General features: G+C 70.3%; 25 protein-coding genes. 16 read left to right on the top strand and 9 right to left on the bottom strand.

Going from position 1 to position 26,393, the window contains the following annotated elements; all coding sequences use genetic code 11:
• Nucleotides 1-23: 23 nt before the first annotated feature.
• Nucleotides 24-5,789 carry a pullulanase-type alpha-1,6-glucosidase gene (pulA, locus tag RIF65_RS00385; protein WP_375142113.1) on the bottom strand — a complete coding sequence of 1,922 codons (5,766 nt, stop codon included), beginning with the start codon at nt 5,787-5,789 and terminating at the stop codon, nt 24-26.
• A 280-nt stretch (nt 5,790-6,069) separates the two neighbouring features.
• On the opposite strand from pulA, the gene RIF65_RS00380 reads away from it, so the two are divergent.
• The 7 genes from RIF65_RS00380 to RIF65_RS00350 all read left to right on the top strand — a co-directional run bounded on the left by RIF65_RS00380 (nt 6,070) and on the right by RIF65_RS00350 (nt 12,270).
• Nucleotides 6,070-7,074: a 4-hydroxy-3-methylbut-2-enyl diphosphate reductase gene (locus RIF65_RS00380; RefSeq protein WP_375142112.1), complete on the top strand. Its 1,005-nt coding sequence runs from the start codon at nt 6,070-6,072 to the stop codon at nt 7,072-7,074.
• Between the two features lie 45 nt (nt 7,075-7,119).
• Nucleotides 7,120-7,896, top strand: a complete 777-nt coding sequence (locus RIF65_RS00375; protein WP_309066545.1) for an IclR family transcriptional regulator — start codon at nt 7,120-7,122, stop codon at nt 7,894-7,896.
• 153 nt (nt 7,897-8,049) lie between these two features.
• Nucleotides 8,050-9,057, top strand: coding sequence for a thiamine pyrophosphate-dependent dehydrogenase E1 component subunit alpha (locus RIF65_RS00370; protein WP_309066546.1), 1,008 nt, complete (start codon nt 8,050-8,052; stop codon nt 9,055-9,057).
• Nucleotides 9,054-10,112, top strand: a complete 1,059-nt coding sequence (locus tag RIF65_RS00365) for an alpha-ketoacid dehydrogenase subunit beta (RefSeq protein WP_309066547.1) — start codon at nt 9,054-9,056, stop codon at nt 10,110-10,112. Before RIF65_RS00370 ends, RIF65_RS00365 begins: the two co-directional genes overlap by 4 nt.
• Nucleotides 10,109-10,339: a lipoyl domain-containing protein gene (locus RIF65_RS00360; protein WP_309066548.1), complete on the top strand. Its 231-nt coding sequence runs from the start codon at nt 10,109-10,111 to the stop codon at nt 10,337-10,339. Before RIF65_RS00365 ends, RIF65_RS00360 begins: the two co-directional genes overlap by 4 nt.
• Nucleotides 10,340-10,455: 116 nt before the next feature.
• The gene (locus RIF65_RS00355; RefSeq protein WP_309066549.1) at nt 10,456-10,983 is read left to right on the top strand and encodes a DUF6264 family protein; all 528 of its coding nucleotides are present in this window, start codon (nt 10,456-10,458) and stop codon (nt 10,981-10,983) included.
• Between the two features lie 9 nt (nt 10,984-10,992).
• Entirely contained in the window at nt 10,993-12,270 is a 1,278-nt protein-coding gene (locus tag RIF65_RS00350) for a hypothetical protein (protein ID WP_309066550.1), read from the top strand.
• A 56-nt stretch (nt 12,271-12,326) separates the two neighbouring features.
• Here RIF65_RS00350 and RIF65_RS00345 read toward each other — a convergent pair whose 3' ends face one another.
• Both RIF65_RS00345 and fbaA read right to left on the bottom strand, forming a co-directional pair.
• The gene (locus RIF65_RS00345; RefSeq protein ID WP_309066551.1) at nt 12,327-13,856 is read right to left on the bottom strand and encodes a deoxyguanosinetriphosphate triphosphohydrolase family protein; all 1,530 of its coding nucleotides are present in this window, start codon (nt 13,854-13,856) and stop codon (nt 12,327-12,329) included.
• A gap of 134 nt (nt 13,857-13,990) precedes the next feature.
• Nucleotides 13,991-15,019, bottom strand: a complete 1,029-nt coding sequence (fbaA, locus tag RIF65_RS00340; RefSeq protein WP_309066552.1) for a class II fructose-bisphosphate aldolase — start codon at nt 15,017-15,019, stop codon at nt 13,991-13,993.
• Nucleotides 15,020-15,203: 184 nt separating this feature from the next.
• On the opposite strand from fbaA, the gene glpX reads away from it, so the two are divergent.
• Both glpX and RIF65_RS00330 read left to right on the top strand, forming a co-directional pair.
• A complete protein-coding gene (gene glpX, locus RIF65_RS00335) occupies nt 15,204-16,190 on the top strand; it encodes a class II fructose-bisphosphatase (RefSeq protein WP_309066553.1) in 987 nt (328 codons plus the stop codon).
• A gap of 146 nt (nt 16,191-16,336) precedes the next feature.
• Nucleotides 16,337-16,633, top strand: coding sequence for a hypothetical protein (locus tag RIF65_RS00330; RefSeq protein WP_309066554.1), 297 nt, complete (start codon nt 16,337-16,339; stop codon nt 16,631-16,633).
• A gap of 7 nt (nt 16,634-16,640) precedes the next feature.
• Here the strand turns inward: RIF65_RS00330 and RIF65_RS00325 are convergent, their stop codons facing one another.
• Genes RIF65_RS00325 through RIF65_RS00315 form a run of 3 tightly spaced genes read right to left on the bottom strand, consistent with a single transcriptional unit; the run spans nt 16,641 to nt 19,032 of the window.
• Nucleotides 16,641-17,966 carry a DNA recombination protein RmuC gene (locus RIF65_RS00325; RefSeq protein WP_309066555.1) on the bottom strand — a complete coding sequence of 442 codons (1,326 nt, stop codon included), beginning with the start codon at nt 17,964-17,966 and terminating at the stop codon, nt 16,641-16,643.
• A gap of 60 nt (nt 17,967-18,026) precedes the next feature.
• On the bottom strand, nt 18,027-18,410 hold the full coding sequence (locus tag RIF65_RS00320) for an ankyrin repeat domain-containing protein (protein WP_309066556.1): 384 nt from the start codon (nt 18,408-18,410) through the stop codon (nt 18,027-18,029).
• Between the two features lie 28 nt (nt 18,411-18,438).
• Nucleotides 18,439-19,032, bottom strand: coding sequence for a 3'-5' exonuclease (locus tag RIF65_RS00315; RefSeq protein ID WP_309066557.1), 594 nt, complete (start codon nt 19,030-19,032; stop codon nt 18,439-18,441).
• A gap of 59 nt (nt 19,033-19,091) precedes the next feature.
• On the opposite strand from RIF65_RS00315, the gene RIF65_RS00310 reads away from it, so the two are divergent.
• The gene (locus tag RIF65_RS00310; protein ID WP_309066558.1) at nt 19,092-19,829 is read left to right on the top strand and encodes a class I SAM-dependent methyltransferase; all 738 of its coding nucleotides are present in this window, start codon (nt 19,092-19,094) and stop codon (nt 19,827-19,829) included.
• A 10-nt stretch (nt 19,830-19,839) separates the two neighbouring features.
• Here RIF65_RS00310 and RIF65_RS00305 read toward each other — a convergent pair whose 3' ends face one another.
• On the bottom strand, nt 19,840-20,496 hold the full coding sequence (locus RIF65_RS00305) for a methyltransferase domain-containing protein (protein ID WP_309066559.1): 657 nt from the start codon (nt 20,494-20,496) through the stop codon (nt 19,840-19,842).
• Nucleotides 20,497-20,586: 90 nt separating this feature from the next.
• Here RIF65_RS00305 and ychF point away from each other — a divergent pair, with 90 nt between their 5' ends.
• Entirely contained in the window at nt 20,587-21,660 is a 1,074-nt protein-coding gene (gene ychF, locus RIF65_RS00300; protein ID WP_309066560.1) for a redox-regulated ATPase YchF, read from the top strand.
• 363 nt (nt 21,661-22,023) lie between these two features.
• On the opposite strand, the gene RIF65_RS00295 is transcribed toward ychF, so the two are convergent.
• A complete protein-coding gene (locus tag RIF65_RS00295) occupies nt 22,024-22,353 on the bottom strand; it encodes a carboxymuconolactone decarboxylase family protein (RefSeq protein ID WP_309066562.1) in 330 nt (109 codons plus the stop codon).
• A gap of 122 nt (nt 22,354-22,475) precedes the next feature.
• Here RIF65_RS00295 and RIF65_RS00290 point away from each other — a divergent pair, with 122 nt between their 5' ends.
• The 5 genes from RIF65_RS00290 to RIF65_RS00270 all read left to right on the top strand — a co-directional run bounded on the left by RIF65_RS00290 (nt 22,476) and on the right by RIF65_RS00270 (nt 25,899).
• Nucleotides 22,476-23,897, top strand: a complete 1,422-nt coding sequence (locus RIF65_RS00290; RefSeq protein ID WP_309066563.1) for an MFS transporter — start codon at nt 22,476-22,478, stop codon at nt 23,895-23,897.
• A 156-nt stretch (nt 23,898-24,053) separates the two neighbouring features.
• Nucleotides 24,054-24,224 (top strand): hypothetical protein, encoded by a 171-nt coding sequence (locus RIF65_RS00285; RefSeq protein WP_309066564.1) that lies wholly within the window; start codon nt 24,054-24,056, stop codon nt 24,222-24,224.
• A gap of 21 nt (nt 24,225-24,245) precedes the next feature.
• Entirely contained in the window at nt 24,246-24,716 is a 471-nt protein-coding gene (locus RIF65_RS00280; protein WP_309066565.1) for a hypothetical protein, read from the top strand.
• 45 nt (nt 24,717-24,761) lie between these two features.
• A complete protein-coding gene (locus RIF65_RS00275; RefSeq protein ID WP_309066566.1) occupies nt 24,762-25,127 on the top strand; it encodes a hypothetical protein in 366 nt (121 codons plus the stop codon).
• A 205-nt stretch (nt 25,128-25,332) separates the two neighbouring features.
• Nucleotides 25,333-25,899, top strand: coding sequence for an alpha/beta fold hydrolase (locus tag RIF65_RS00270; protein WP_309066567.1), 567 nt, complete (start codon nt 25,333-25,335; stop codon nt 25,897-25,899).
• A gap of 45 nt (nt 25,900-25,944) precedes the next feature.
• Here the strand turns inward: RIF65_RS00270 and RIF65_RS00265 are convergent, their stop codons facing one another.
• On the bottom strand, nt 25,945-26,373 hold the full coding sequence (locus RIF65_RS00265) for a CHRD domain-containing protein (protein ID WP_309066568.1): 429 nt from the start codon (nt 26,371-26,373) through the stop codon (nt 25,945-25,947).
• Between the last annotated feature and the right edge of the window lie 20 nt (nt 26,374-26,393).

Below are 26,393 nucleotides of genomic sequence, written 5' to 3'. Positions count from 1 at the left end.
CGCGGGGCGGACGCGACCGGGGCCTACGGCACGCCCGCGCCCTGCTGCTGCACGAACACCACGGCGGTGCGCGCGGGGATCGTCACCGTGCCGGACGCGGCATCCCACGTGGCGGTCGCGGCGACGGCATCCGCACCGTCCGCCTGCACCTCGTTGAGCGTGAACGCGCGCCCCGCGAGACCCTCGACCTGCTGGCTGACGGCCTCGGGGGAGGCGTTGAACACCACCAGCGCCGCGTCCAGCATGGCGTCCGCCTCGGCGCCCTTCGTGTCGTCGATCAGCATGGTGATCAGGCCGGGGGTGGCGCCGGGACCGCTGCCCGGGAAGGAGACCTTCTGTGTGATCGCCGCGGCGTCACCCAGGCGCAGCAGCCGGATGCCGGACCGCGCCCGCAACAGGTCGAGCGCGGCGCCCTCCGCGGCGGCGATGTCGTCCGGTCCGGGCTTCAGCGCCGGGTCGGCCAGCAGCGGCGCCATCACCGGCCACTTGGCCTCGTTGTCGGCCGCCGGCGGCAGACCCGACCCGAAGGTCGACTCCTTCCCGGTCCAGTCGATCCGGTTGAACCAGTCGCCGGAGTCGTAGCTGTTGCGGTCGAGCGACTTCGAGCGCAGCAGCTCGGTGCCGGCGTGCCAGAACGCGGGCGTCTGGCTGAACGCGACGGTGGCGAGCTGCAGCGTGTTCATCCGGACCCGGTCGTCCATCGGGGTGTCCTGCGGCAGTTTCATCACGGCCAGGTCGTACAGCGTCTGGTTGTCGTGCGCGTCGACGTAGGTGATGATCTCCTCGGGCTCATCGGCGTAGCCGGCCGGTGCACCCCGGTAGTCGATCTCGTCGCCGCGCGCGACGGTGCCGTCGGCGGTCTCCAGCTCGTAGTGACGCAGGTTCCCGGCCAGACCCAGCTTGACCAGGTCGGTCTGGTGCGCAAGGTCGCGCAGCTGCTCCTCCTGCGACGCCGTGCCCTCCCGCCCGTTCGGGTCGGTGCCGAGGCCCGTGCCGAAGCCCTGCACGAACGTGGAGGAGGCGTTCACCGGACTGCCGCCGTGCACGGCGTCGCGCAGCCGGTCGCTGAACGTCCCGATGCCGGTGCCGCCGAGCTGACCCTGTGCGGCCTGCTCGAACAGCGCGTTGCCGGCCACCTCGCCGAAGTTCCAGCCCTCGCCGTACAGGTGGATCGCCCTGCCGTCCACGCCGTGCTTCTTCAGGGTGAGCTCGTCGAGCGCAGCACGGACGGCCAGCATGTTCTGCTTCGAGTGGTGCCCCATCAGGTCGAACCGGAACCCGTCGACGTGGTACTGGGACGCCCACAGCACGACGGAGTCGACCATCAGCTTCTCGGCCATGGCGTGCTCGGTCGCGACGTTCTGGCAGCAGGTGGAGGTCTCCACCGTGCCGGTCGGGCTGAGCCGGTGGTAGTAGCCGGGCACGAGTCGGTCCAGCACGCTGCGCTCGCCCTGACCAGACTCGGCGGTGTGGTTGTACACCTGGTCGAGCACCACCTGCAGGCCGGTGGCGTGCAGCGCGCCGACCATCTCGCGGAACTCGCGCACGCGCGCGCCGCCGTCCGGGTCGACGGCGTACGAGCCCTCCGGCGCCTGGTAGTGGTACGGGTCGTAGCCCCAGTTGAACCCGTCCGCGGAGGCCGTCGCCGCGACGCACTCCTGCTGCTCGGCGGAATCCCCGGCGAACGACGCCAGGTCGCAGTCGGGCACCGCCTGCTGGTCGCGGCGCTCCTCGATCGTGGCGATGTCGAACGTCGGCAGCAGGTGCACGGTGTTGATGCCGGCGTCGGCCAGCTCACGCAGCTGCGCAGTGCCCGCGGAGTCGCGCGTGAACGCGCGGTAGGTGCCGCGCTCCTCGGCGGCGACGGTGGCGTCACCGATCGAGAAGTCGCGTACGTGCAGCTCGTAGATAGCCCGGTCGACGTCCCGCGCGATCACCGGCGCGTCGGTGTCGCGCCAGATGCGTGGCTGCCACTTCCGATCATCGAGGTCGATCGCGACGGAGCGCTCGGAGTTCACGGTGAGCGCGACGGAGTAGGGGTCGGTGACCGAGTTGCTCTCGATCCGCCCGGTGGTGGGCGCGTACACGTCGACCAGCCAGCGGTACTCGGCGCCCTGCGTCACCGGGGCGTCGCCGATCTTCGGCTTGGCGACGGTCCAGACACCCGACGCCGGGTCGACGGATGCCGGGAGCACGACCGGGTCGCCGTCGCCGGCGAACACCTGCAGAGCCGCGGTCTGAGCGGTCGGCGCCCACAGTGCGAACGTGGGGCGCTTGCCCGCCCAGGTCACGCCCAGGTCGGCATCCGCGGCCGCGGCCGCGTACAGGTCGTCGAGCACGCCTGGGACCTGCACCCCGGTATACGCGGTGAGCTCGCCGCCGGCATCCCGCTGCGCCACGGCCAACTGCCCGGTGAGCAACCTGCCCAGTGCGCTCCTGTCCTTCTCGCCGAGGGTGAGGGCGAGGTAGCGGTCGCCGCCGAGCGCGGGGAAGCGGGTGAGCTGCGCCTCGGTGAGCCCGTCGGGGGACAGCGTCAGCGTCACGGGGTCGTCCCCACCGGTCACGTTCCCGTCGGCGATCTCCAGACCGGCGTCGGCGGAATTCTCCAGCGTCCAGGTCAGCGTGGCGGCGGCGTCGGTGCCGAGCAGCGCGCGCGGCCAGGCGATGGTGGTGGCGTCGATCCAGTGCGCGCGCAGTTCGCCCGTGCCGGGCAGCGGCGGGTCGTCGACGAGGATCTCCAGCACGTGCGTGGCCAGGGTGTAGCGGAACGTGACCGTCTTGCCGTCCGTGGCGCTGAACCGGTAGTTCGCCCCGCCGGGCACGCCGTCGACGCCGTAGTTCTCGCTCCAGCCGAGGCCGTGCGCCACCTTCGCCTCGTATGCGCCGGTCGGGAGCTGCGCGGTGGAGTACTCGTACATGCCGTCGCGATCGCCGTCGAACATGAGCGTCGCCAGGCACTCCGGCGCCCAGTCTCCCGGGCAGCCGGCCTCCGACTGGAAGGAGCCGGGGACCGTCACGATGGGCCCCTCGGCCGTGGACGTCATCTGGTGCGACCGGGAATCCCAGTAGAAGGTGATCGGTCCGCCGGCATGGTGGTACGGCACGTTGGGGCCGTCCTGCACGCCGCCCGCGCCGTAGTTCACCGTCCACGAGCCGTTCAGCGCCACCTTGTACTCGTAGTCGCCGGCCGGCAGGTCGAATGTGCCGGTGTACACGCCGCCGGTGCCGAGGGTGAGCTTCGCCTGCTCGCAGCCGGGCGTCCAGTCTCCCGCACAGCCCATCTCGGCGTTGTGGGTGCCCGGCACCGTGACCAGGTCGATCGGCTGCTCCGGCTCCTCCTCCTCGACGAGGTTGACGGCGTTTCCGACGCTGGCATATCCGGATGCCGCGACGCGGGTCCCCGCCGCGTCGACGCTCACGGCGCGGTACTCGACGAGCGTGCCCGGCGCGAGCCCGGCGGTGTCGTGGAAGACGCGCGGGGTGGTGTCCTCCGCGGTGCCCAGGGGATGCCATTCGCCACCCGCCACTCGCCAGGAGAACGTCGTCTCCGACCAGGCGTCGGGGACGGATGCCGTGACCGCCGACACCCCGTTGTCGCCTGCACCCGCGGCGGGCGCGGAGACGGTGATCTCCGGCTGTGCCGGGGCGGTGACGGCGCGGTCGGCGCGCAGCACCACGGCGCCGAGGGCCGGCACGGTCAGGGACACGGAGGCGTCTGCGGCCGCCGTGACGGCGGCGTCGGTGCCGTACAGCGGGCTGAATCGTCCGCCGGCGGTCAGGGTCGGGATCGTGACCGTCTTCGCGGCGGCCGTGTTGTTCACCGCGACCAGATGCTCGATCTTCTCGTCGCGGTCGACGCGGCTGAACGCGTAGACGCCGGCGCCGCTGTCGGCGTGACGTTCGATCTGTGCACCCTCCGCGAGGGCGGGGTGGGCGCGGCGCAACTCCGCGAGCGCCGAGATGTGCTGATAGAGGGCGGCGTCGGTGCCGTAGCGGTCGACGCTGCCGGCGGTGGTGCCGTCGACGAGCGGCTGGGAGGTGTACTCGTCGACCTGGCTCGCGAACAGGGTCTGGCGGGCGCTCTTGTCTCCGCCGAGGCCGGCGAAGCCCTGCTCGTCGCCGTAGTAGACCACCGGCTGCCCGCGGGTGAGGAACATCAGCTCGTGCGCCAGTTCGTCACGCTGGACGGGAGCGTCGGTGGAGGCGAGGAACGAGCCGATGCGGCCCATGTCGTGGTTGCCCAGGAACGTCGGCAGCGCGCTCGCGGACGAGTCGGGCGTCGTGTAGTAGTCGTCGCCGGCGAACAACGACGACAGGCCCTTGGCCGAGTTGCCGGCCGCGAAGCCGGTCGCCTGCGCCTGGAAGGTGAAGTCCAGCACCGAGTCCATGTCGGTGCGGCGGACGTACGGGGACAGCTTCACAGGGTCGGCGTCGTACACCTCGCCGAACATGAAGAAGTCGTCGCGGCCGCGCGACTCGGCGTGCGTGCTCAGCCGGGCGGTCCACTCCTCCCAGAACTCGAAGTTCACGTGCTTCACGGTGTCGATGCGGAAGCCGTCGATGCCCAGATCCACCCACGCCTGGTAGACGTCGGCGAAGCCGTCGACGACCTGCGGATGCTCGGTCATGATGTCGTCCAGGCCGTCGAAGTCGCCGTAGGTGACGGATTCGCCCGACCAGGTCGAGTTGCCGCGGTTGTGGTACATCGTCGGGTCGTTCAGCCAGGCCGGGACCTTCAGGTCGGCATCCTGCTCGGCGATCACCGGCGTGTAGGGGAAGCTCGTGGCGGGGTCGAGGGTGGGGAACGAGTCGGTGCCGGCGTGCTCGGCCGGGTCGAACGTGTTGCCGTCCGCGTCCCGGTACGGCTTCTCGGACTGCGGCACGTAGGAGTAGGTCTTCTCGGCGTAGTCCACGACGTCGGCGGTGTGGTTGGTGATGATGTCGAAGTACACCTTCATGCCCTTGGCGTGCGCCTCGTCGATGAGCGCCGCGAGCTCTTCGTTGGTGCCGAGGTGCGGGTCGATCCGGGTGAAGTCGGTGACCCAGTAGCCGTGATATCCCGCGCTGGCGCTGTCGCCGGTGCCCTGCACCGGGCGGTTCAGGAAGCTGGGCGTGAGCCAGATCGCCGTCGTCCCGAGCCCGGCGATGTAGTCCAGCCGGTCGCGGAGCCCCTGGATGTCGCCGCCCTGGTAGAAGCCCTTGTCGGTGGGGTCGAACCCGGTGACGAGGCGGTCGCCCTCGAGACCGCCCCGGTCGTTGGCGGTGTCGCCGTTCGCGAACCGGTCGGTCATCACGAAGTAGAAGACATTGCCGGCGCCGGGCTGCCTGACCGGTGCGGCGACGAGGCCGGCGTCGGTCGCGTCGTCGTATCCGCCGCGGATGCTGAGCAGCTCGAGCCCCACGCGATGCGTGGTGTCGTCGAACACGACCTTCACCCGGCTCGGGCCCTCCAGAACGAGCGGGATGTTGTCCCTGCCGCCGTCGAGGCCGTACGACTCGTCCCAGCCGTCGTCGACCGCGACCTTGTACTGCCAGGATCCGGCCGGGACCGTGAACTCGGCGGCGTACAGTCCGGCCGTCTCCGTGGCGGCCAGATCGGTGTCCGCGCAGTCGGGCTGCCAGTCGCCGGGGCAGCCGAGCTCGGACTGCAGATCGCCGACGAGGGCGAAAGTGCGGGTCTCCGCGGCGGCCGGCGTCGCGGTCAGCGGCGAGGCGACGAGGGCCGTGGCGGCGAGCGCCCCGAGTGAGGCGGTGGCGAGCAGGCGCCGCAGCAGCGGACTCTTGGTCATCTTCGACTCCAGGGATCGGGCACGACGGCGTGCCGACAGCGGGGGGAGGGTCAGCTGCACGTTAGCAAGGGTCACCGACCCGATGCAAGCGCTTGCAGAAAGGTCGCTCGACTAGTGCCTGGGAGCGGATGTGGAGCGGATGTCACTCGGGAAGCGCTTGCATATGGGGCTCACCGCTCCCAGCGCTCTGTCATCGGGCCGCCGATAGACTCGAAGGGTGACTCCGACCGCCGTTTCGCTGCCCGTTCCGCGGCTTCCCCGCGCCCGCAGAACCGAGCCCCTGCGCGATCTGCCGGTGGACGGCGCGAAGCGCGTGCTGCTCGCCGCGCCGCGGGGATACTGCGCCGGCGTCGACCGCGCCGTGGTCGCCGTGGAGAAGGCGCTGGAGCGCTATGGCGCGCCCGTGTACGTGCGCAAGCAGATCGTGCACAACATCCACGTCGTCACCGAGCTCGAGGGCAAGGGGGCGATCTTCGTCGACGAGGTCGACGAAGTGCCGGAAGGCGCGCACGTCGTGTTCAGTGCGCACGGCGTCTCGCCCGCGGTGGTGAACGCCGCCTCCGACCGCGGCCTGCACGCCATCGACGCCACCTGCCCGCTGGTCACCAAGGTGCACCGCGAGGCGGTGCGCTTCGCCCGCGACGACTTCGAGATCCTGCTCATCGGTCACGAGGGTCATGAGGAGGTCGAGGGCACAGCGGGGGAGGCGCCCGACCACGTCACGATCGTGAACTCGCCGGAAGAGGCCGACACCGTCCAGGTGCGCGACCCCTCGAAGGTGGTCTGGCTGTCGCAGACCACGCTGTCGGTCGACGAGACGATGGAGACGGTCAACCGGCTGCGCACGCGGTTCCCCGAGTTGCACAACCCGCCGTCCGACGACATCTGCTATGCCACCCAGAACCGTCAGGTGGCGATCAAGAAGGTCGCCGCGCAGGCCGACCTGGTCATCGTGGTCGGCTCCGCGAACTCGTCCAACAGCGTGCGCCTCGTCGAGGTGGCGCTGGAGTACGGCGCGAAGGCGGCGTACCGGGTGGACTACGCCGACGAGGTGCAGCAGGAGTGGCTCGACGGCGTCCGCACCGTCGGCGTCACCAGCGGCGCGTCGGTGCCCGAGGTGCTGGTGCGCGAGGTGCTCGAGGCCCTCAGCGGTGCCGGCTACCGCGACGTCGAAGAGGTGCGCACCGCGGAGGAGGACCTGATGTTCTCCCTGCCGAAGGAGCTGCGCCAGGATGCCACCGGGCAACGCGACGAGCGCGCCCTCGGCGGCCGCGCCTCGCGCTGACGACGATCGCCGGGCAGGACTAAGATCCTGCCCGAGAGGTGATCGATGACGACCCCCGAGCGCGAGCAGACCCTGATCGGCTCCGTTCAGCGCGCCCTTTCGCTGGTCGACATCGTCGCCAATTCCTCCCGGCCCATGCCCGTGAAGGCGCTCGCGACGGCATCCGGCCTGACGACGGGGACCGCGTACAACCTCGTCCGCACCCTGGTGCACGAGGGGTACCTGGCACACGAGCCGGACGGCGTCGTGCTCGGTCCGCGGTTCCCCGGCTTCGCGGCGACCAGCGGCAGTCGCGGGGTGTTCCTCGCCCGGGTTCGTGACGCCCTCAACACGGTCACCGACCAGACCGGCGTCACCGCCTACCTCTCCCGTTACTCCGACGGCGAGGTGCACCTCGTCGACATCGTCGACGGGCGCCGCAGCCCCCGGGTGGAGTTGTGGGTCGGCTTGCATGAGAGCGCGCATGCCACGGCCCTCGGCAAGCAGATCCTCGCAGAGCTTCCGGCCGAGGAGCGGCTGGACTACCTGTCCCGGCATCCGCTCGGCGAGCTCACCCCGCACACGATCCGCGATCGCCGCGCGCTGCTCGGCCAGCTGGAGCGCGCCGGCGACTGGATGCTGGAGCGCGAGGAGTACGCGATCGGCCACACCTGCATCGCCGTGCCGGTGAGCGCACCGGGGGTGACCGCGTCCCTGGCGGTGTCGGTCCCCACCGAGCACCGCGACGTCGACGTGCCCGAGGTGGTGCGCAAGCTGCGCGGCGTCGCCGGACGGCTCTCCCTGCAGCTCGGCGCGGAGCGCTTCGGGCAATTCCCGGTCTGACCTCTTCGACGCCCCGGCTCGCGGCGGCGATTTCACCATCTGAACAGGCTTCAGGATGTGAAAAAGCTGCTCTCGTCGGTGTCTTCGACCCTTCCTACCGTGGGATCACCATCCGGAGCCTCGACGGTGAGGCTCCCGCTCGAGGAGGAGATCATGGTCGATCGACCCACGCTGACGAACCAGGACAGACTCGATCTGTTCACCACGATGGTGCTGATCCGCACCTATGAAGAGGCGATCCTGCGCGAGTACCACGCCGACAAGTCGCCCGGCTTCGACATCGGTGCCGGGCTCGTCCCAGGCGAGATGCACCTGTCCGCAGGGCAGGAGCCGGTGGCCGCCGGGATCGGCGCGCACCTCACCGCCGACGACGCACTGACCGCCACGCACCGACCGCACCACGTCGCGATCGCGCACGGCATCGACCTGAACGCGATGACCGCCGAGATCTTCGGGCGGGAGACCGGACTGGGGCGCGGGCGTGGCGGGCACATGCACCTGTTCGACCCCGCCACGCACTTCTCGTGCTCCGGCATCATCGCGGAAGGCCTTCCGCCCGCCCTCGGGCAGGCGTTCGCGTTCCAGCGGGCCGGCACCGACCGAGTCGCGGTCGCCGTCACCGGTGAGGGCGCCGCCAACCAGGGCGCCTTCCACGAATCGCTGAACCTCGCTGCCCTGTGGAAGCTCCCGGTGGTGTTCGTCGTCGAGGACAACGACTGGGGCATCTCGGTGTCCCGCTCGGCGTCCACCGCGATCGCGTCCAACGCCGAGCGCGCGGCCAGCTACGGGATGCCGGGCGTGCGCGTCGAGGACAACTCCGTCGAGGGCGTCTGGGAAGCGGTGGGCGAGGCCGTCGGCCGAGCGAGGGCTGGTGACGGCCCGAGCCTCATCGAGGTGCACACGCTGCGGTTGTGGGGGCACTTCGAGGGCGACGCGCAGGGGTACCGCTCCGACCTCGAGGGGGTGCCGGGGCGCGACCCCATCCCCACCTACCGCGACCGGTTGCTGCAGACCGGCGTCCTCACCGAGGGCGACGTGTCCGCGATCGAGATCGACGCGTCCCACCGCGTCGAGGAGGCGATCGCGTTCGCCAAGGCCTCACCCACACCCGATCCCGCGGACGCACTCGCGTTCGTCTTCGCCGAAGGAGCACGAGCATGAGCACGACCATCGAGACACCGGCATCCGCCCTCGCCGTGGAACCGGATGCCGGACGACGCAAGCTGTCCACCGCCAAGGCGATCTCCGAGGCCATCGCGCAGCAGATGCAGGCCGATGAGAGCGTGTTCGTCATGGGGGAGGACGTCGGCGCCTACGGCGGTATCTTCTCGGCCACGACCGGGTTGCTCGACCAGTTCGGGCCGAGCAGGGTGCTGGACACCCCGATCTCGGAGACGGCGTTCATCGGCCTTGGGATCGGTGCCGCCGTGGAGGGGATGCGGCCGGTCGTCGAGCTGATGTTCGTCGACTTCTTCGGCGTCTGCATGGACCAGATCTACAACCACATGGCGAAGATCCATTACGAGTCCGGCGGCAAGGTGCGCGTCCCGATGGTGCTGATGACCGCCACCGGCGGCGGCTACTCCGACGGCGCCCAGCACTCGCAGAACCTGTGGGCCACGTTCGCGCACCTGCCCGGCATGAAGGTCGTCGTCCCGTCGAACCCGTACGACGCGAAGGGTCTGATGACCGCAGCGATCCGCTCCGACGACCCGGTCGTGTACCTGTTCCACAAGGGCGTCATGGGGCTGGGCTGGATGAAGAAGAACCCGCGCTCGATCGGGGCGGTGCCGCAGGAGCCGTACGAGGTCCCGATCGGCAAGGCGCGCATCGCGAGAGAGGGCACGGACGTCACGATCGTGACGCTCTCGCTCAGCGTTCATCACAGCCTGGACGTCGCCGAGAAGCTCGCCGACGAGGGGATCAGCGTCGAGGTGGTGGATCTACGCAGCCTCGTCCCGCTGGATCGAGACGCGATCGTCGCCTCGGCGTCCAAGACCGGGCGCCTCGTCGTCGTAGACGAGGACTACCAGTCGTTCGGCGTCAGCGGAGAGGTGATCGCGTCGGTCGTCGAGCGCAGCCCGTCCGCCCTGCGGCACGTGTCGCGGGTCGCCGTGCCCGACGTCCCGATCCCGTACGCCCGCGAGCTGGAGTACGCCGTGCTGCCGACACCGGCACGCATCGAGGCGGCGGTACGAGAGGCGATGGCCTCGTGAGCGAGGTGCGCTTCCCGGAGATGTCGAGCGATGTGGACGCGACCGGCGTCATCGTGACGTGGTTCGCCACGACGGGGGAGCAGGTGCAGGCCGACGACCTCATCGCCGAGGTGGCCATGGACAAGGTGGACATGGAGCTGCACGCCGAGGCGTCAGGGGTGCTGACGGTCCTGGTGCCCGAGGAGACGGAGGTCGCGCAGGGCGCCGTGATCGGCACCATCGACTGAGGGCGAGGCCGCTGCGGCCGCGACGCGACAGCGGGCGGTGACGGCGCAGCGGCCCACGCCCTCGAGGCCGTGTCAAGCTGCGAGGTGCACCTCGACGCCGCGGCTAGCATGGCGGGATGAGCGCTGACCGCCCCCAGTACGGCGAATACGCCACCCCCGAGGAGCAGCGTGCCCGTGCCGGCCTGCCGCCTCTCGGGCACCAGCCCGCCCCGGCATCCGTCCCGCCGCCCGCCGCGCCGCGGGCTCAGGCGGCGCCCGCCCGTCGATCGGTGAACCGGGTGGACCGGGTGATCACGTTCGCCCTCCTCGGTTTCGGGCTCGTCAACGTGCTCACCTCGATCGGCGGCTACACCGACCTGGGCACCACGCTGAACCGTACCCTGGAGCTGTTGGGGATGGACGGCGAGTTCACCAACTTCGCCGCCGCGCGCGTCTGGGGCATCGTGGCGGCCGTCGCGCTGATGGCCGGGTACGCCGGAACGGTGTGGTTGGCGTTCCGCCGGCTGAACCGCGGACGCTCCAGCTGGTGGGTGCCGCTCCTCGGTTTCGTGGTGACCATGCTGCTGGTCTCGGCGTGCGTGGCCGTGCCCATGTTCGGTGACCCGGCGTTCACCCAGGGGCTGGTGAACCCTCCGGCCGGGTAGCCTCGACTCGTGCCCGCACACGAGATCGCCTTCCACGTCCAGTACGCCGCCGTTCACGCCGCCGCCGGCGGTGACGCGGAGCAGGCCGCCGCCGACATCCTCCGTGAGCAGCGCGTGCTCGCGGCCGTCCGAGTCGGCGACCAGCCGTCGGTGCTCATCCCGGTCACAGAGAGCGGCCATGCGGTCGCGCTCGGCGACGGCGACCGGTTGCGCTTCGACCTGCCGGTGGAGCACCTGCGCGAGCTGTTCGCCGCCCAGGGTCTGCACCTGGACATGCACAGCTTCGACGACCCGCTCGACGCCATCGACGCCGAACTCGACGACGCCTTCGGTGAGGCCTTCGAGGAACTCGACGGCGAGGCCATGCCCACCGACGACCTCGACGGGTTCGGCGATGCCGCCGATGAGGACGACTTCGACGACGAGCCGCTGCCCGGGCAGTCGGTGCGGGTGATCGAGTTCTCCCGCCGCGGGCCGTGGGCGGCGCGGATCACCGCGCAGCTGCTCGGCACCGAGGTGGCGTACGTCGAGCACGGCACCTGGTCGGCCTACCTGTACCGCACGAGCGAGCCGCACGCTGTCGTGACGGGCCGGGCCGCCGACGGCGCCGTCATCGAGCTGAACCTTCCCGAGCAGGGTGACGCCTGGGTGGAGGTCACCGCGGGTGGACGTACCGGCATGTTCTGGCCCAACGCGGAACGGGTCACCCGGCCCGTGCTCGACCTCGACAGCATCACCGACCGCGCCAGCGCCGACGTGTACCGGCGCATGCTCGCGGATGCCGACGGAGCGCGCGAAGAGTTGCGCGAGATCGCCGCTGTCGCGGCCGTCGACATGGATGCCGCGCATCGCGCCGGCATGCCGGAGGCCGTGGGCGGCGTGGTCGGCGAGAGCGAGCGGCTCGCCGCGTTCCTCGCCGCCTTCGGCGTGCCGGAAGCGCTCGTCGCACGGGCGCTGCGGGAGGAGCCGGAGGGAACGAGCGCAGGGGCGGATGCCGGGACACGCCGCTTCTCTCCGCGCGGATGGCCGGGCGTGCTCGGCGACCTCGTCGTAGGCGGCATCAGCGAGACCACGCCGCTGCCGATGCGGGAGCGCCCCTTGCCGCGGCTGGCACGGGCGCTGCGCGAGCGCCCACTGCTCGGGGCGGCGGTGAGCACCGCGGAGCTCACCGCAGGACTGGCGCTGAGCCGTGCACGCTCGCCGCTGGCACGCGGCCTCGGCGTGTTCGTGGTGATCGACGCGGTCATCGACCTCTTGATCTGGGCGGCGCGGATGCGGCGGCGCTGAACGGCATCCGCTCCGTCAGCGCAGAGCGGGCTGTTGGCGCATCACCGCTGCTCCCCTCACAATCCCTGCCCGGCATCCCACAGCCGCTCGGTCCGGCCGGCGAGCAGGGCGTCGAGCGAGATCGCCTGCGCGTCGGTGAGTGAGGCGACGTAGTCGATGACCCCGCGCCCGCGACCGAGCGCGTCGGGATCGACCGCGGTGGGCGTCTCGCCGCGGTCACCCGCGGCCTGCGCATCGCGCGAGATCAGCTCGGGAGCGTCCTTCCGGAGTCGGTGGTAGTCGTCGGTGGCCAGCTCGACGAGGTCGATGAGCCGTCGCGGTGCCCGCCGGGCGTCCCGCGGGTCGTCCAGCCAGGCGATGAACCCGTCGACGAGCCGCTCGAGCACGCTGGCCTGCCCGCGCTGATACACCGCGAGGTCGGGACGTTCGAGGATGAACCGCTCGTGCAGGAACTTCAGCACCGCGACCTCGTGCCACGCCTGCCGATTGAGGCTGACATGGCCCGAGCGGATGTCGGGACGCCGGTGCACCTCGATCGACGACTGCAGCCGCGCGATCCACGCCGTGGTGAAGCGCGCGAGGGCGCGTTCACTGGCGAGCGAGCCGTCGAAGGGCTCCGCGACCAGCCCGTCGATCACTTCGGACGACACCTTCGCGACGGCTTCGCTGAACGCGTCGGGGTCGGCGATCCAGCTGTCCTTGCTGCGCAGGCGGCGCCACAGCAGCTCGAGGGAATGGCCAGGGGAGCGGGTGTCGGCGGCGAGGAACTCCTCGTCGGCGGCGCGCAGCTGGGCGAGCTCACGGCGCCAGGTGCGGAACTCGGCCGACAGCGTCGCGGGGTTGAGCAGCCCCGCCCGGTAGAAGTCGTCGAGGTCGTGGAGCGAGTACGCGATGTCGTCGGCGATGTCCATGATGGAGCACTCGACGGTCTGCTGGCCCGGCTCGATGAGCGGATAGGCCGCCAGCGCCTGCTGAGCGTCCCCCTCGTCGATCGCGTAGAAGTTGAACTTGCTCGCGCCTCCGCGGCGCAGTCCGCCGGAGCCGCGGCGCCACGGATACTTCAGGACCGCTGCGCGCACCGCGGCGGTGAGGTTCAGTCCCACGCCCGGCCGGTCGTGCTCGTCGAGGCGAGTGAGAATGCGGTACGTCTGGGCATTGCCCTCGAACCCCTCGGTGAGCCCGAATCGTGTGCGGGCGAGGCGGTCCAGGGTCTGCTCACCGAGGTGACCGAACGGTGGATGCCCGAGATCGTGCGCTGCGGCGGCGGCCTGCACCACGACGGGGTGGGCGCCGCCGAGTTCGGTGACGATCCGGTTCGCATCGTCGGTGCGAGTGGACAGGTGGGTGGCGATGGCCCGCGCCACCGCGGCGACCTTCACAGAGTGGGTGAGGCGGTTGTGCACGGCCAGCCCTGCACCGGCCTGCGAGATCACCTGCGTCACCGCGGACAGCCGGGAGTAGAAGGGAGAGAAGCGGATGCGCTCGACGTCCACCCGGAACTGCGGGTGCCCCTCCGCCTGCTGGAACTCGTTGAGCGTCTCGGACAGGCGTCTCGCCTGGCGGGGATCGGTGGGCTGCAGCGGCATGCGGTAAGTGTGCCACGTACCCCGCCGGCGGACGGAGCGGAAGACAGGATGCCCCGGACCTGGACGGTCCGGGGCATCCTGTCGGTGCGGTGGGACCCTTCGACGAGCTCAGGCTCCCGGCGCCTACGCGGGTGTCAGCTCTTGGACTGGCCGTACGAGCCCAGCTGACGGGTCGACTCGACCACGCGGGCGGCCATCGCCGATTCGGCGATCTTGCCCCATGCGCGGGGGTCGTACTGCTTCTTGTTGCCGACCTCGCCGTCGACCTTCAGCACGCCGTCGTAGTTCTTGAACATGTAGTCGGCGATGGCACGCGTGTACGCGTACTGCGTGTCGGTGTCGATGTTCATCTTGATGACGCCGTTGGCGACCGCGAGGGCGATCTCCTCGTCGGTGGAGCCGGAGCCGCCGTGGAAGACCAGGTCGAGCGGCTTGGGGCCGGTGCCGTACTTCGCGGCCACCTGCTCCTGGATCTCGCCGAGCAGCTCCGGGCGCAGCTTGACGTTGCCCGGCTTGTACACGCCGTGCACGTTGCCGAAGGTGAGCGCCGCGATGTAGCGGCCGTTCTCGCCGAGACCGAGGGCCTGCACGGCCTGGTCGACGTCCGCGAACGTGGTGTACAGCGCCTCATTGGAGCCCTCGTGCTTGACGCCGTCCTCCTCGCCGCCGACGACGCCGATCTCGACCTCGAGGATCGCGTTGATGGCCTTCATGCGGGGCAGCAGTGACTTCGCGATCTCGATGTTCTCGTCCAGCGGCACGGCCGAGCCGTCCCACATGTGGGACTGGAAGATCGGGTTGCGGCCCGCCTTGACCTCTTCCTCGCTGGCTGCGATGAGCGGCTCGACGAAGCCCTCGAGCGCGTCCTTCGGGCAGTGGTCGGTGTGCACCGCGACGGTGATCGGGTAGGACTTGGCCACCTCGTGCACGTAACGGGCGAAGGCGAGGGCGCCGGTGGCGCGCGCCTTGACGGTGTGACCGGCGAAGTAGTCGGCGCCGCCGGTGGTGACCTGGATGATGCCGTCGGAGCCGGCCTCGGTGAGCCCCTGCAGCACGGCGTTGATGGTCTGCGAGCTGGAGACGTTGAAAGCCGGGTACGCGAAGCCGCCGGCCTTCGCGCGGTCGAGCATGTCGGCGTACTGTTCCGGAGTGGCGACGGGCATTGATTCTCCTGCGATAGAGGTGCGGGGGTCAGTGCTCACTTTAGTAGCGGGATGCGGCGCCGCTCGGTGTCGTTTCGTCGGGCCGACGCCGCACCTCTTCGCATGACGAAAGAAATGCCATTCCTTCATCCGGCGCTGGCCGAAATACCGAGAATTCCGACCGGCGGGTCGTTAGGCTGACGCCATGGTGAGCCTCACAGCCGATCTCAGCCCGCTTCGTCCCGACCGCAACCTCGCACTCGAACTCGTGCGCGCCACGGAGGCGGCCGCGATCCGGGCGGTTCCGTTCATCGGACGAGGTGACAAGGAGGCGGCGGACGGCGCGGCCGTCGACGCGATGCGCGCCTTCCTCGGCACGGTGCAGTTCCAGGGGCGGGTCGTGATCGGCGAGGGCGAGAAGGACAACGCCCCGATGCTGTTCAACGGCGAGGAGGTCGGTACCGGCAGTGGTCCGGAGTGCGACATCGCGGTGGACCCCATCGACGGCACGTCGTTGACGGCCGCCGGACGTCAGAACGCTCTATCGGTGATCGCGGTCTCCGACCGTGGCACCATGCTCGACGCCTCGAGCGTGTTCTACATGGACAAGCTCGTCACGGGCCCCGCCGGCGTGGGCGTCGTGGACATCCGCCTGCCCATCGGCGAGAACATCCGCCGACTGGCCGCGGCGATGGAGAAGCCGGTCGAGGAGATCGTCGTCTCGGTGCTGAACCGGCCCCGGCACGAACAGCTGATCCAGGAGATTCGGGAGGCGGGAGCGGGCACGCGTCTGATGAGCGACGGCGACGTCGCGGGCGGCATCAATGCCGCGCGTCACGGTGCGCGCACCGACATGTGCGTCGGCATCGGTGGCAGCCCTGAAGGCATCGTGACGGCGTGCGCCATCAAGGCGCTCGGCGGGCACATCCAGGGCCGGCTGTGGCCGCGTGACGACGAGGAGCGGCAGCGCGGCATCGACGCGGGACTCGACATGGACAAGGTCTACGAGGCGGACGACCTGGTCAAGGGCAACAACACCCTGTTCGTCGCGACGGGGGTCACGGACGGCCAGCTGGTCGCCGGCGTGCGCCGCGAGGCCGGCTATCTGTACACCGAGAGCGTGGTGCTGCGAGGAGCGTCCGGCACGCTGCGGCGTATCGCGTCGGAGCACCTCGTCTCCAAGTGGCTCTGACCCGCTGAGTCGAGCCGGGTGTCCTGACGGGGCGGTCGCGTGGGCGCGCCCGTCGCTGGCGCGTTTCCCAGAACGGCCTGGCAGAATGAGAGCGATCCGGCGCGCCCGACGTGCGTCGGCAGCGTCAGAAAACAGGAGAGCCCGCGATGACGTCACCCTCGGAGCAGTCCGGCCAGCCTGGCCGTGTGCAGCACGTCACCACCAAGACGGGGCGCATCGTGCGGGTCACCGAGGCCCAGGCCGCGGCCGCAGCCGCTCAGGCCACCAAGACGCCCACGGGTTCGACCAAGATCATCATCGACCCCTCACGCCGCACCGATGTGCTGTTCCGCGTCCGTCGGGACGAGGGCCACGAAATCAGCTCGTGGTGGATGATCGGCGCGTTCCTGGCGACCTCGGCCGTGGTGATCGCACTGCTCTCCTGGGTGCCCGGCGGCGCCTGAGCGCCGATCAGTCCTCCCGCGTCGTCGAGCTGGCAGGCGCCTCCGCGCGCGGCGTCCCGGAGCGCGGCGGCGACGGCATCCGCTCGGAGAGCCGCTCACGCAACTCGCCGAGATCGGCCGACACGTCGGTCGCGAGTTCGGCCCGTGCCGTGCTGTCCTCTTCGAGCGGCAGCAGTTCGGATGCCGTGAACCGGCGCGTCTGCGTGGTGATCGGCTGAGGACTGGCGTCCAGCGTGGACGCGTCGATCCCGGGGAAGCGGCGTGCGGTCACCAGCACGCGGCTCTCCAGCGAGCCCGCGAAGCGGTTGTAGCTGTCGACGGTGCGCTCCAGTGCACGGCGGAGATCCTCGGCATGGCCGGACAGCACGCCGAGGCGCTCGTACAACTGCGTGCCGAGCTGCAGCAGTTCGCGGGCCTCGGCGGACACCTCCTGCTGGGTCCAGGTGTAGGCGACGGTCTTCAGCACCGCCCACAGGTTCACCGGCGACGCGAGGGCGACGCGCTTGCCGAACGCGTGGTCGAGCAGGGTGGGGTCCTCGTCGATCGCCGACGCCAGCAGTGACTCGCTGGGCAGGAAGCAGATGACGAACTCGGGACCGGCGTCGAGCCCGCCCCAGTACGCCTTCTTCGCCAGCGCGTCCACGTGCGCGCGCACCGCCTTGACATGCTGCTGCATGAGGGGCTTGCGCTGGCCGTCGTCGGCGTTCGCGCCCAGAGCGCTCGCCGCGAGGTACGCGTCCAGAGGCACCTTGGCGTCCACCGCGATGGACGCTCCACCGGGGAGCCGGATCACCATGTCGGGCCGGCCCTGACCGCGGTCGGACGTGATCGTGGTCTGCAGGTCGAAGTCGACGTGACGGGTGAGCCCGGCGGCCTCCACCACACGCCGCAGCTGCGTCTCACCCCACACGCCCCGCGTGGCGGTCGAGCGCAGGGCACCGGCCAGCGACTCCGTCATGGCACGCAGCGCCTCGTCGGACTCCTGGGCGCGGCGCAGCTGCTCGCTGAGCGCCCCGTACTGGGCGTGCCGGTCCTGCTCCAGCGTCGACACGGTGCGCTGCATCCGCTCCAGCGTCTCGCGCACGGGCGCCAGCGCCGTCAGCACGGAGTTCTCGCTGCTGGCACGCTCGGCCTGAGCGCGCTGCTCGGCGCGGGCGTGCTCGACCGCGTCACGATACAGGTCGTACTGGCGGTCCCTGTCCTCGCGCAGCGCGTCCGCCTCGGCGGTCGCCCTGGCCAGCGCGGCGCCGTCGCGGGCGCGGGCGGCGAGCCAGCCGATCAGGGCGCCGACGATCAGGGCGACGAGCGCGATCACAGCGGTGGTGGGTGTCATGCCCTCATCCTGCCGGGGGCCTCCGACATTCCGGCATCCGCCCGCCGCGAAGCCGGCGGATCAGTACGAGTCGAGCACGGCACGCATGGCGCGGAGGCCGAACTGATCGGCGATCTGCTTGGCGGTGTGCGCGCCGGCATCCTGATCGGCACCGGCGTCCAGGAGCAGCCGCAGCAGTTCCTCGTTGCGTCGGAACACCGCGCACGCCACGGCGGTCTGGCCGTTCGCGTTCACAGCATCCAGGTCGGCGCCGCGGCGCACGAGATCGGCGACGGTCTCGACCTGCTCGGCGTAGGTCGCCACGATCAGCAGCGTGTCGCCGCGCGGGTTGCGCACGTCGATCGGCACGCCGGCGTCGATCATCTCGCCGAGCGGTCCGGTGCGGCCCTGCCGGGCCAGGTCGAAGGTGCCCTCGATGACCTCGAGGCTCAGTCCGTTGGTCACCGGACCATTCTCCCCGTCGCGGGTCGTGTCACGCCACCGCGCGTTCCGCGTCCGCCAGCGCGGGCCCGCCGAGCGCGACACCCAGCGCCTCGGCGAGGTCGTCGATGTCGGTCGCACCGGCACGGCGGGCGGCGTCGATCACGATGTGCGCGCAGGCGCGCGCGTCGGCGAGTGCGTCGTGATGCGGGAACGCCCCGAAACCGGCTGCCTCGGCCGCCTTCGGGAGTCGGTACGAGTCCAGCTGGTAGGTCTTTCGCGCGACCGCGAGCGAGCACAGCGAACGGTACGGGGGAGCGGCCAGGCCGGTCGCCTCGCAGGCGCGCCGCAGCACGTTCAGGTCGAAGCCGGCGTTGTGGGCGACGAGCACGTCCGCCCCGGCGAACGCGCACAGCCGGTCGATCTGCTGCGCCCAGGTGAGCGCGGTGGCGACGTCCTGCCGGCGGATGCCGTGGATCTTCACGTTCCACTCGTTGAAATCGTCGTGGCCGGCCGGTGGACGGATCAGCCACCCGGTCTGCGCGACGATCTCACCGCCGCGCACCCGCACGAGCCCCACGGAGCAGGCGGATGCGGGGCTGGAGTTCGCCGTCTCGAAGTCGATCGCGGTGAAGTCCAGGGGCACGCCACCACCCTCGCGGGCGTCGCCCGGCGCGGGGCTGAGGCGCGCCGTAGGGTGGCGATATGGCTGATGAACGAGCGACGTCATTCGGTGCGGAGGGGCACCGGTACGAGTCGGGGCGCCCCGACTACCCCCGCGAAGCGGTCGGCTGGATGCTGGAGCCGGGGGCTCCGGTGCGGAGCGTCGCCGACGTGGGCGCGGGCACCGGCAAGCTCACCCGTGCCGTCGCAGAGGTCACCGACGTGGAGCTCGTCGCGGTCGACCCGGATGCCGGGATGCTGGAGCGGCTGACGGCGACGTCGCCGGGTGTGCGGACGCTGCAGGGCACGGCGGAGCGACTGCCGCTGCCGGACGCGTCGGTCGACGCCGTGGTGCTGGGTCAGGCGTGGCACTGGGTGGACCCGGCCGCCGCCTTGTCCGAGATCGGCAGGGTGGTGCGCCCCGGTGGCGTGCTGGGGCTGATCTGGAACGTGTGCGACGAACGCGTCGACTGGGTGCGCGGCCTCACCGCGATCATGCACGGCAGCCCGGCCGAGGAGATGGTGGCAGGGGACGGTCCGGTGGTGACCGCGCCGTTCGGCATCCCGGAGGAGCGGCGGTGGGAGTGGCGGCGGCCGATGACCAGAGCGCAGTTGCACGACATGGCAGGCAGCCGCAGCTACGTGATCACGGCGCCGCAGGACGAGAAGGAGCGGATCGCCCGCGAGATGGACCGGCTGTTCGACGAGCTGGGCCTCGGCGAGGGCACGATCGACATGCCGTACGTGACGGCCGCCTACCGCGCGGTGCGCGTCGGGTGAGACTGCCGCGTCACGCGCGAACGGCGCCGACGACGCTCCAAAAGCGACCGGTGTGCCGATAGCGCGGCGCGAATCCATGGCGCTCCAGCACCGCGACCATGGCATCCGGGGAGTGGACGAATCCGCGGTACTCACTCCGTCGGAGGCGACACCACAGGTTGACGGCGGCGGTCCCCGCGCGGGTGAACCAGTTTCTGGGCGGGAAGCTGAAAACGACCGCGTGGCGGGCGCGGCTCGCCGCGGCGCTCAGCAGCCGTGCGTAGTCGGGGTAGCAGCAGACCACGCGGTTGAGCACGACGAGATCGGCGGGCTCGACGGCGTCGGGCGAGACGGCCAGGTCGACGCCGAGCAGCCGCTCGACGCGTTCGCCGAGGCCTGCCTCGTCCAGCAGTCGCCGCGCCTCGCTCTCGTAACCGGTGGACAGCTCGAGGTTGGTCGCCTTCGAGGCGCCCCGCTTGACGAGCTCGAGCTGGATGTCCCCGATTCCGCCTCCGATCTCCAGGACCGACGTCCCTTCGAGTCCCGCGTGCGACGCGAAGTCCACGATGTGAAGCGCCGTCTCCGTGAGACCTCGGCGGCGATAACCGCGCGCGAGCCGTCGGGCGAACCGATCGCCGAACTCGCGGTCGTATCCGCCCGGCGTGTGCGATGCGCAGCAGTCGTTCACGGCTTCAGTATGCGCTCGGGGGCGTCGGTCGGCCAGGCCCATCGATCTGCGGGGGCGGGGTGCAACGTCCCGCCGGTAGACTCGTGACCCGTGGCTCTCACTATCGGCATCGTCGGCCTGCCCAACGTCGGCAAGTCCACCCTTTTCAACGCGCTCACCAAGAACGACGTGCTCGCGGCGAACTACCCGTTCGCCACCATCGAGCCGAACGTGGGCGTGGTGAACCTGCCCGACGCGCGGCTGAACACCCTCGCCGATATCTTCCACAGCGAGCGCATCCTGCCGGCCACGGTGTCGTTCGTCGACATCGCCGGCATCGTGCGTGGCGCGAGCGAGGGGGAGGGGCTGGGCAACCAGTTCCTCGCCAACATCCGTGAGGCGGATGCCATCGCGCAGGTGGTCCGTGGCTTCGCCGACGACGACGTGGTGCACGTCGAAGGCGCGATCAACCCGCAGGGCGACCTGGAGACGATCAACGCCGAGCTGATGCTCGCCGACCTGCAGACCCTCGAGAAGGCGATCGTCCGCATCGAGAAAGAGGTGCGTGGCAAGAAGACCGACCCCGTCGTGCTTGAGACCGCGAAGGCCGCGCAGGACGCGCTGGAGCGCGGGCAGCTGCTGTCGGTCAGCGGGATCGACCTCGCGCCCATCAAGGAGCTCGGCCTGCTCACCGCGAAGCCGGTGATCTTCGTCTTCAACGTCGACGAGTCGGTGCTGACGGATGCCGCTCGCAAGGCCGAACTGGAGGCGCTGGTCGCGCCGGCGAAGGCGATCTTCCTCGACGCGAAGATCGAGTCGGAGCTCATCGACCTCGACCCGGAGGATGCCGCCGAGCTGCTCGCCTCCACCGGTCAGGAGGAGTCCGGCCTCGACCAGCTCGCCCGCATCGGCTTCGACACCCTCGGCCTCCAGACCTACCTCACGGCGGGGCCGAAGGAGGCCCGCGCGTGGACCATCGGCAAGGGCTGGAAGGCCCCGCAGGCCGCCGGTGTCATCCACACCGACTTCGAGAAGGGCTTCATCAAGGCCGAGGTGATCTCGTTCGACGACCTGGTCGCCGCGGGATCCGTGGCCGAGGCCCGCGCCCGCGGCAAGGCGCGCCTGGAGGGCAAGGACTACGTCATGCAGGACGGCGACGTGGTGGAGTTCCGCTTCAACGTCTGATCGCCTCCTCCGGTCGTTGAGCGAGCGAAGCGAGACGAAACGCGTCGAACCGGGGCAGAGTCGGATCAGCCCGGTCGTTGAGCGAGCCGAAGGCGAGACGAAACGCGCTACCACGGTCCCATTGACGCACCCGCTGGGTTCCAGCAGATTCCGTACGAGCAAGCAGTCGAGCCCGCGGGTGCGGCGGTTGACGCCCGGGATGTGGACACAGTGCGGGCGATTTGGAACGACACGCTCGAGGGCATGTTCACGGACCAGGAAACCGTCGATGCCGTCCAGAAGGTGGTCGACTCCGGCGATCTTGACGACCTCCGTCAGCTCTTCTCCTGACGTCAACTCAGAGTTCTCGAGCCGCGCCGCAGGCTACTCGTCCTCGGCGAGACTATTCATCGCCTTCCAGCCGTGCGTCACGCCACCGCCCGCCCGCAGTGCAGTCGCGACCATGACCGCTTCGGCGACGTCGGCCTTGGATGCTCCGGCCTTGACGGCTCGCTTGGCGTGGTCTTCGATGCAGAACGCGCACTGGGTCGTCACCGCGACGCCCACAGCGATGAGCTCGCGGGTGACCAGGTCGAGCTTGCCGACGTTCTTGCTGAACACCGCCTTGTCGAACGCGAAGAAGGCCGAGACCATCTCCGGAGCTGCTTCTTTGATGTCGGCCATGAAGCGGGCTTCGTCGTTGTGGGAGTGCATCCTGTTCCTCTGCTTGTCGAGCGGTATACCCTCCTGGGGTATCTGGTACTCTTGACAATATACCCCACGAGGGTATCCCCGATGTGGAGACTGCGTCTCACACCCGAGAAGGAGAGTGACGGATGTCGTCGACGAAAGCAGCATCCAGCCTCGTGCCCCTGCTGGTGATCGCGACAGCGCAGCTGATGCTGGTGCTTGACGACTCGATCGTGAATATCGCCCTGCCGAGCATCCAGCGCGAACTCGATGTGCATCCGGTGCATCTGCCGTGGGTGATCAACGGCTACATCCTCGCGTTCGGCTCGCTCCTGCTCCTCGGCGGGCGCATCGGGGACCTCTGGGGACGCCGGCGCACGCTCCAACTCGGACTGGCAGTGTTCGTGCTGGCCTCGCTCGCCGGAGGTCTGGGCCAGACCACGGCCGTGCTCATCGCTGCCAGAGTGGCTCAGGGGATCGGCGCCGCGCTCGTTGCACCCAACGCGCTGGCGCTGATCGCGACGACGTTCGACAGTCGGAAGATGCGCGACGCCGCGTTGTCCCTGTACGGCGCGATGTCCGGCATCGGCATCGTGGTGGGGGTGCTCCTGGGTGGCGTCCTGACCGATCTCCTCGGCTGGAGGTGGGTCTTCTTCATCAACATCCCCATCGGCGTGCTGGTGCTGCTGGGCAGCCGCACTCTCGTGGCTGCGAACCCGCACGCTGGACGCGTGGGCGCCCTCGGCGCGGTTCTCGGCACGGGTGGCATGGTCGCTGTCGTCTACGCGATCACGCGGTTCGCTGAAGCCGGGCTCACCGATTCCGCAGGCTACGCTCTCATCGGTCTCGCCGTCGCCCTGCTGGTGGTGTTCGTACTCACCCAGCGCCGCGTCGCCAACCCGCTCGTGCCGCTCGCACTCTTCCGCGATCGCAACCGCACAGGGGCATATCTGACGATGCTCGGCCTCGCGATCGGACCCATGGGCATCCTCTACATCGCCACGCTCTACCTGCAGCAGGTGCAGGCGTACTCACCGCTTGTCACCGGTCTGTCGATGCTGCCGTTCGCGGCGGGCATCATCGTCGGGGCTGGCGCGGCGCCGAGAGTGCTGCTCACGATCGCGCCGCGTTACGTCACTGCGACAGGAGGGCTCCTCAGCGTAGTGGGCGCCCTGTGGATCTGGTGGGCCGTGGGCGACCACGGTGACGGGCTCCGGTTCGCGCCAGGACTGTTCGTTCTCGCCGTCGGTTTCGGGCTCGGTGTCATGGCCCTCACCCAGGCGGCCGTCTATCGTGTCGATCACGACAAGGCCGGCATCGCCTCGGCACTCCTGAACTCCGCACAGCAGATCGGCGTCGCTCTCGGGTTGGCGCTGCTGGCCGGCGTCGCCGCCACAGTGACGGCGGCGACGGGAAGCGCGACCGCGGACGCTCTGGTGGACGGCTATCGGGCTGCGCTTCTGGTCAGCGCCGGCGTGTTGCTCACAGCCGCAGTCGTCGCTTTCGCGACGCTCCAGGGGCGAGTGCCGACTGCCGCGGATGAGGAGCCCACCGGGGCGGTCGTCTAGAAGCGGAGCCAGACAGGCGCCCGTCGACGTCCTTATCGGACCGCCGCCCCTCCGCCCGCCGCCGACGCGATCAGGTTACTCGTGGGCAGCGCCTCGACCGCGCCGTGGGCGTCCCGACCGGCGTACGCTGTGGTGTCATCGACGGAGGGAACAGCCGTGTCCGACCACAACGACCAGACTCCGCACGGGCACGTCCCCGCGCCGGACGAGCCCAGCATTCCCGAGCTCGAGGAGGATGAGACGATCGCCCCGCGCCCCGAGGAGGAGATCGCCGACGTCCTCCGCGCCGAACCCGACGTCGAGGATCACACCAAACACGTCGAGTGAGCGACGTGCGAGCATGGTGACGTGCACGCCAAGACGCCCGACCTAGAACCGACCGAGTCCCCGCTCCTCGCCGAGGCGCGCCTGCGCGCCGAGATGGCACAGGCCCTCGCTGCGGCCGCGCCCGATGGGTGGGCACGCATCCGATACGAGTGCTCGACGGTCGGGGGCGTGGCCGACATCAGCGCTGTCGCGGAACTGCTCGACGGCAGCTCGGTGGCCGCCGACATCCCGCCGGGCCTCTCGCTGGTACGCAGGCGCCTGCGCGCCGCGATGTACCAGGCCGACCGCGGCACGTGGTTCTCCATGGTGCTCACCGTGCGCCGTGACGGCGCAGCGGAGGCGACGTACAACTACGACGACGAGCCGTCCTGGCACGTCGACGTCGCCGACCGGGAGTGGCTCACGGAGCAGCGGAAGTACCCGCGCTCACCCGACCACCGGCCCGACTGGCTGAAGCGGAACCTCGCGCGGGCCGGGTTGACCGACGAGTGAACCGGCGCCACGGCGACGCACAGCTTCCCCGGCTAGCCTCGCGGTATGCGCCGACTCGCCATCATTCCGCTCCTCGCTCTCGGACTCCTCACCGGCTGCTCGCAGGTGACGCAGCTCGCCGGAGAGGCCGCCGGAGTTCCGGTCGGTGAGATCTGCGCGGCGTTCGACGACGCCTACGGGCAGTATCAGACCCTTCTCGCGGACGGGAACGCCAGCGAAGAGCAGATCGCCGCTGCGCGCGATGATCTCGTCGCCACGCTCGAGGGCGCTGCCGACGACATCGGCGGCGAGATCGGCGACCTCATCTCGTCCAACGCGCAGCGCCTCGCCGACTCGGCCGACCTGCGCGCGCCCGAGACGGTCGAGGCCGTCGAGCGGGTGAAGGAATCGTTGGACGCGTTCTGCGGCTGACGGCATCCGCTCGCCCTGATCGGATGCCGGGGGCAGGGCGTGCCGGATCCCGGACGAACCGAGGCGCGCGCGGCGTGTCGGAGCGCGACACGCCGCGCACAGGCGCGGTGGTCCGGGTTCTGTCACACGAGACGGGACCCCGCACCCGCCCCGCCGCGCCGGATAAGGTTGATGTGACCCCGGCCACACGAGAGGACTGAAGCACGTGACCGAGAGCAGCATCTTCGAACCGACAGGCCGTGCCGTGGCGTACGTCGACGAGGGTGAAGGGCCCGTCACGCTGGTGCTGATCCCCGGCCGCGGTCTGGACGCCGACGTGCTGGGCGTCATCTCGCACTACCTCGCCGAGGAGGCCGGGTTCCGTGTGGTGCGGATCGACTCCGGGTCCCAGGGCGAGGAGACCTTGGAAGAGCGCGTCGCCGACACTCTGGCGGTCATCGACCACCTCGGCATCGAGGACACCTGGATCGGCGGTCACGGCCTCGGCGGCACGGTCGCGCGCACCTTCGCGAACGCGCACACCGACCGCGTGAACGGACTGCTGCTGCTCGGCGTGGAGGACGTCGACATCCCCCTGCCGCCGGTCATGCCGGTGCTCATCATCCAGGGCTCCGACGACGAGGTGACGGTCCCGGCGACCGGCGACAAGCTGCAGGCCACCGCACCGGAGCGCGCGAGCCTCAAGACGCTCGAGGGCGCGGACCACCTCTTCCCGGCGACCCACCCCGTCGACGCCGCCGTGATCATCGAGGAGTACCTCGACTGGGACTGAGCGCGGATGCCGCGCGCCGGCGCGCACGCGGCATCCGATCGGCCACTACTTCAGCTGGCCGCGCACCTCACCGCCGGGGTACGTCGGGGTGTGCACGTTCACGTACCAGTCGCCGGGATCCTCCTGGATTCCGGCGAGGATCGCCGGGTCGGAGACCGTCGCGCAGCCCGACACGTCGAACGACGTCTCGTTCGGCACGCTGAGCGGGATGCGGATCGGGCCGGCTTCACCCCGGGGCGCGAGGTGCACGTGCGCGGCCGCAGCCGCGGTGGTGAGTCCATCGACCTCGATCGTGTAGCAGAACTGATCGCCGTCGATCGTGTAGCTGAACATGCCGTGCGCGCCGCCCTTGGCGTCGGTGGTCTCCTGCCCGTTGTTCAGCGGGACCGCGGGCGCGGCGCTCGCTGCGACCGCTCCGCAGACCGCCAGCAACGAGATCCCGCCGGCGATCGCGGCTCGAGTGACATGGTGCATGATGCTGCCTCACTTCCTTG

Source organism: Microbacterium sp. (assembly GCF_031180975.1).
Lineage (GTDB): Bacteria > Actinomycetota > Actinomycetes > Actinomycetales > Microbacteriaceae > Microbacterium.
This window is presented reverse-complemented; position numbering and strand designations above follow the sequence as displayed.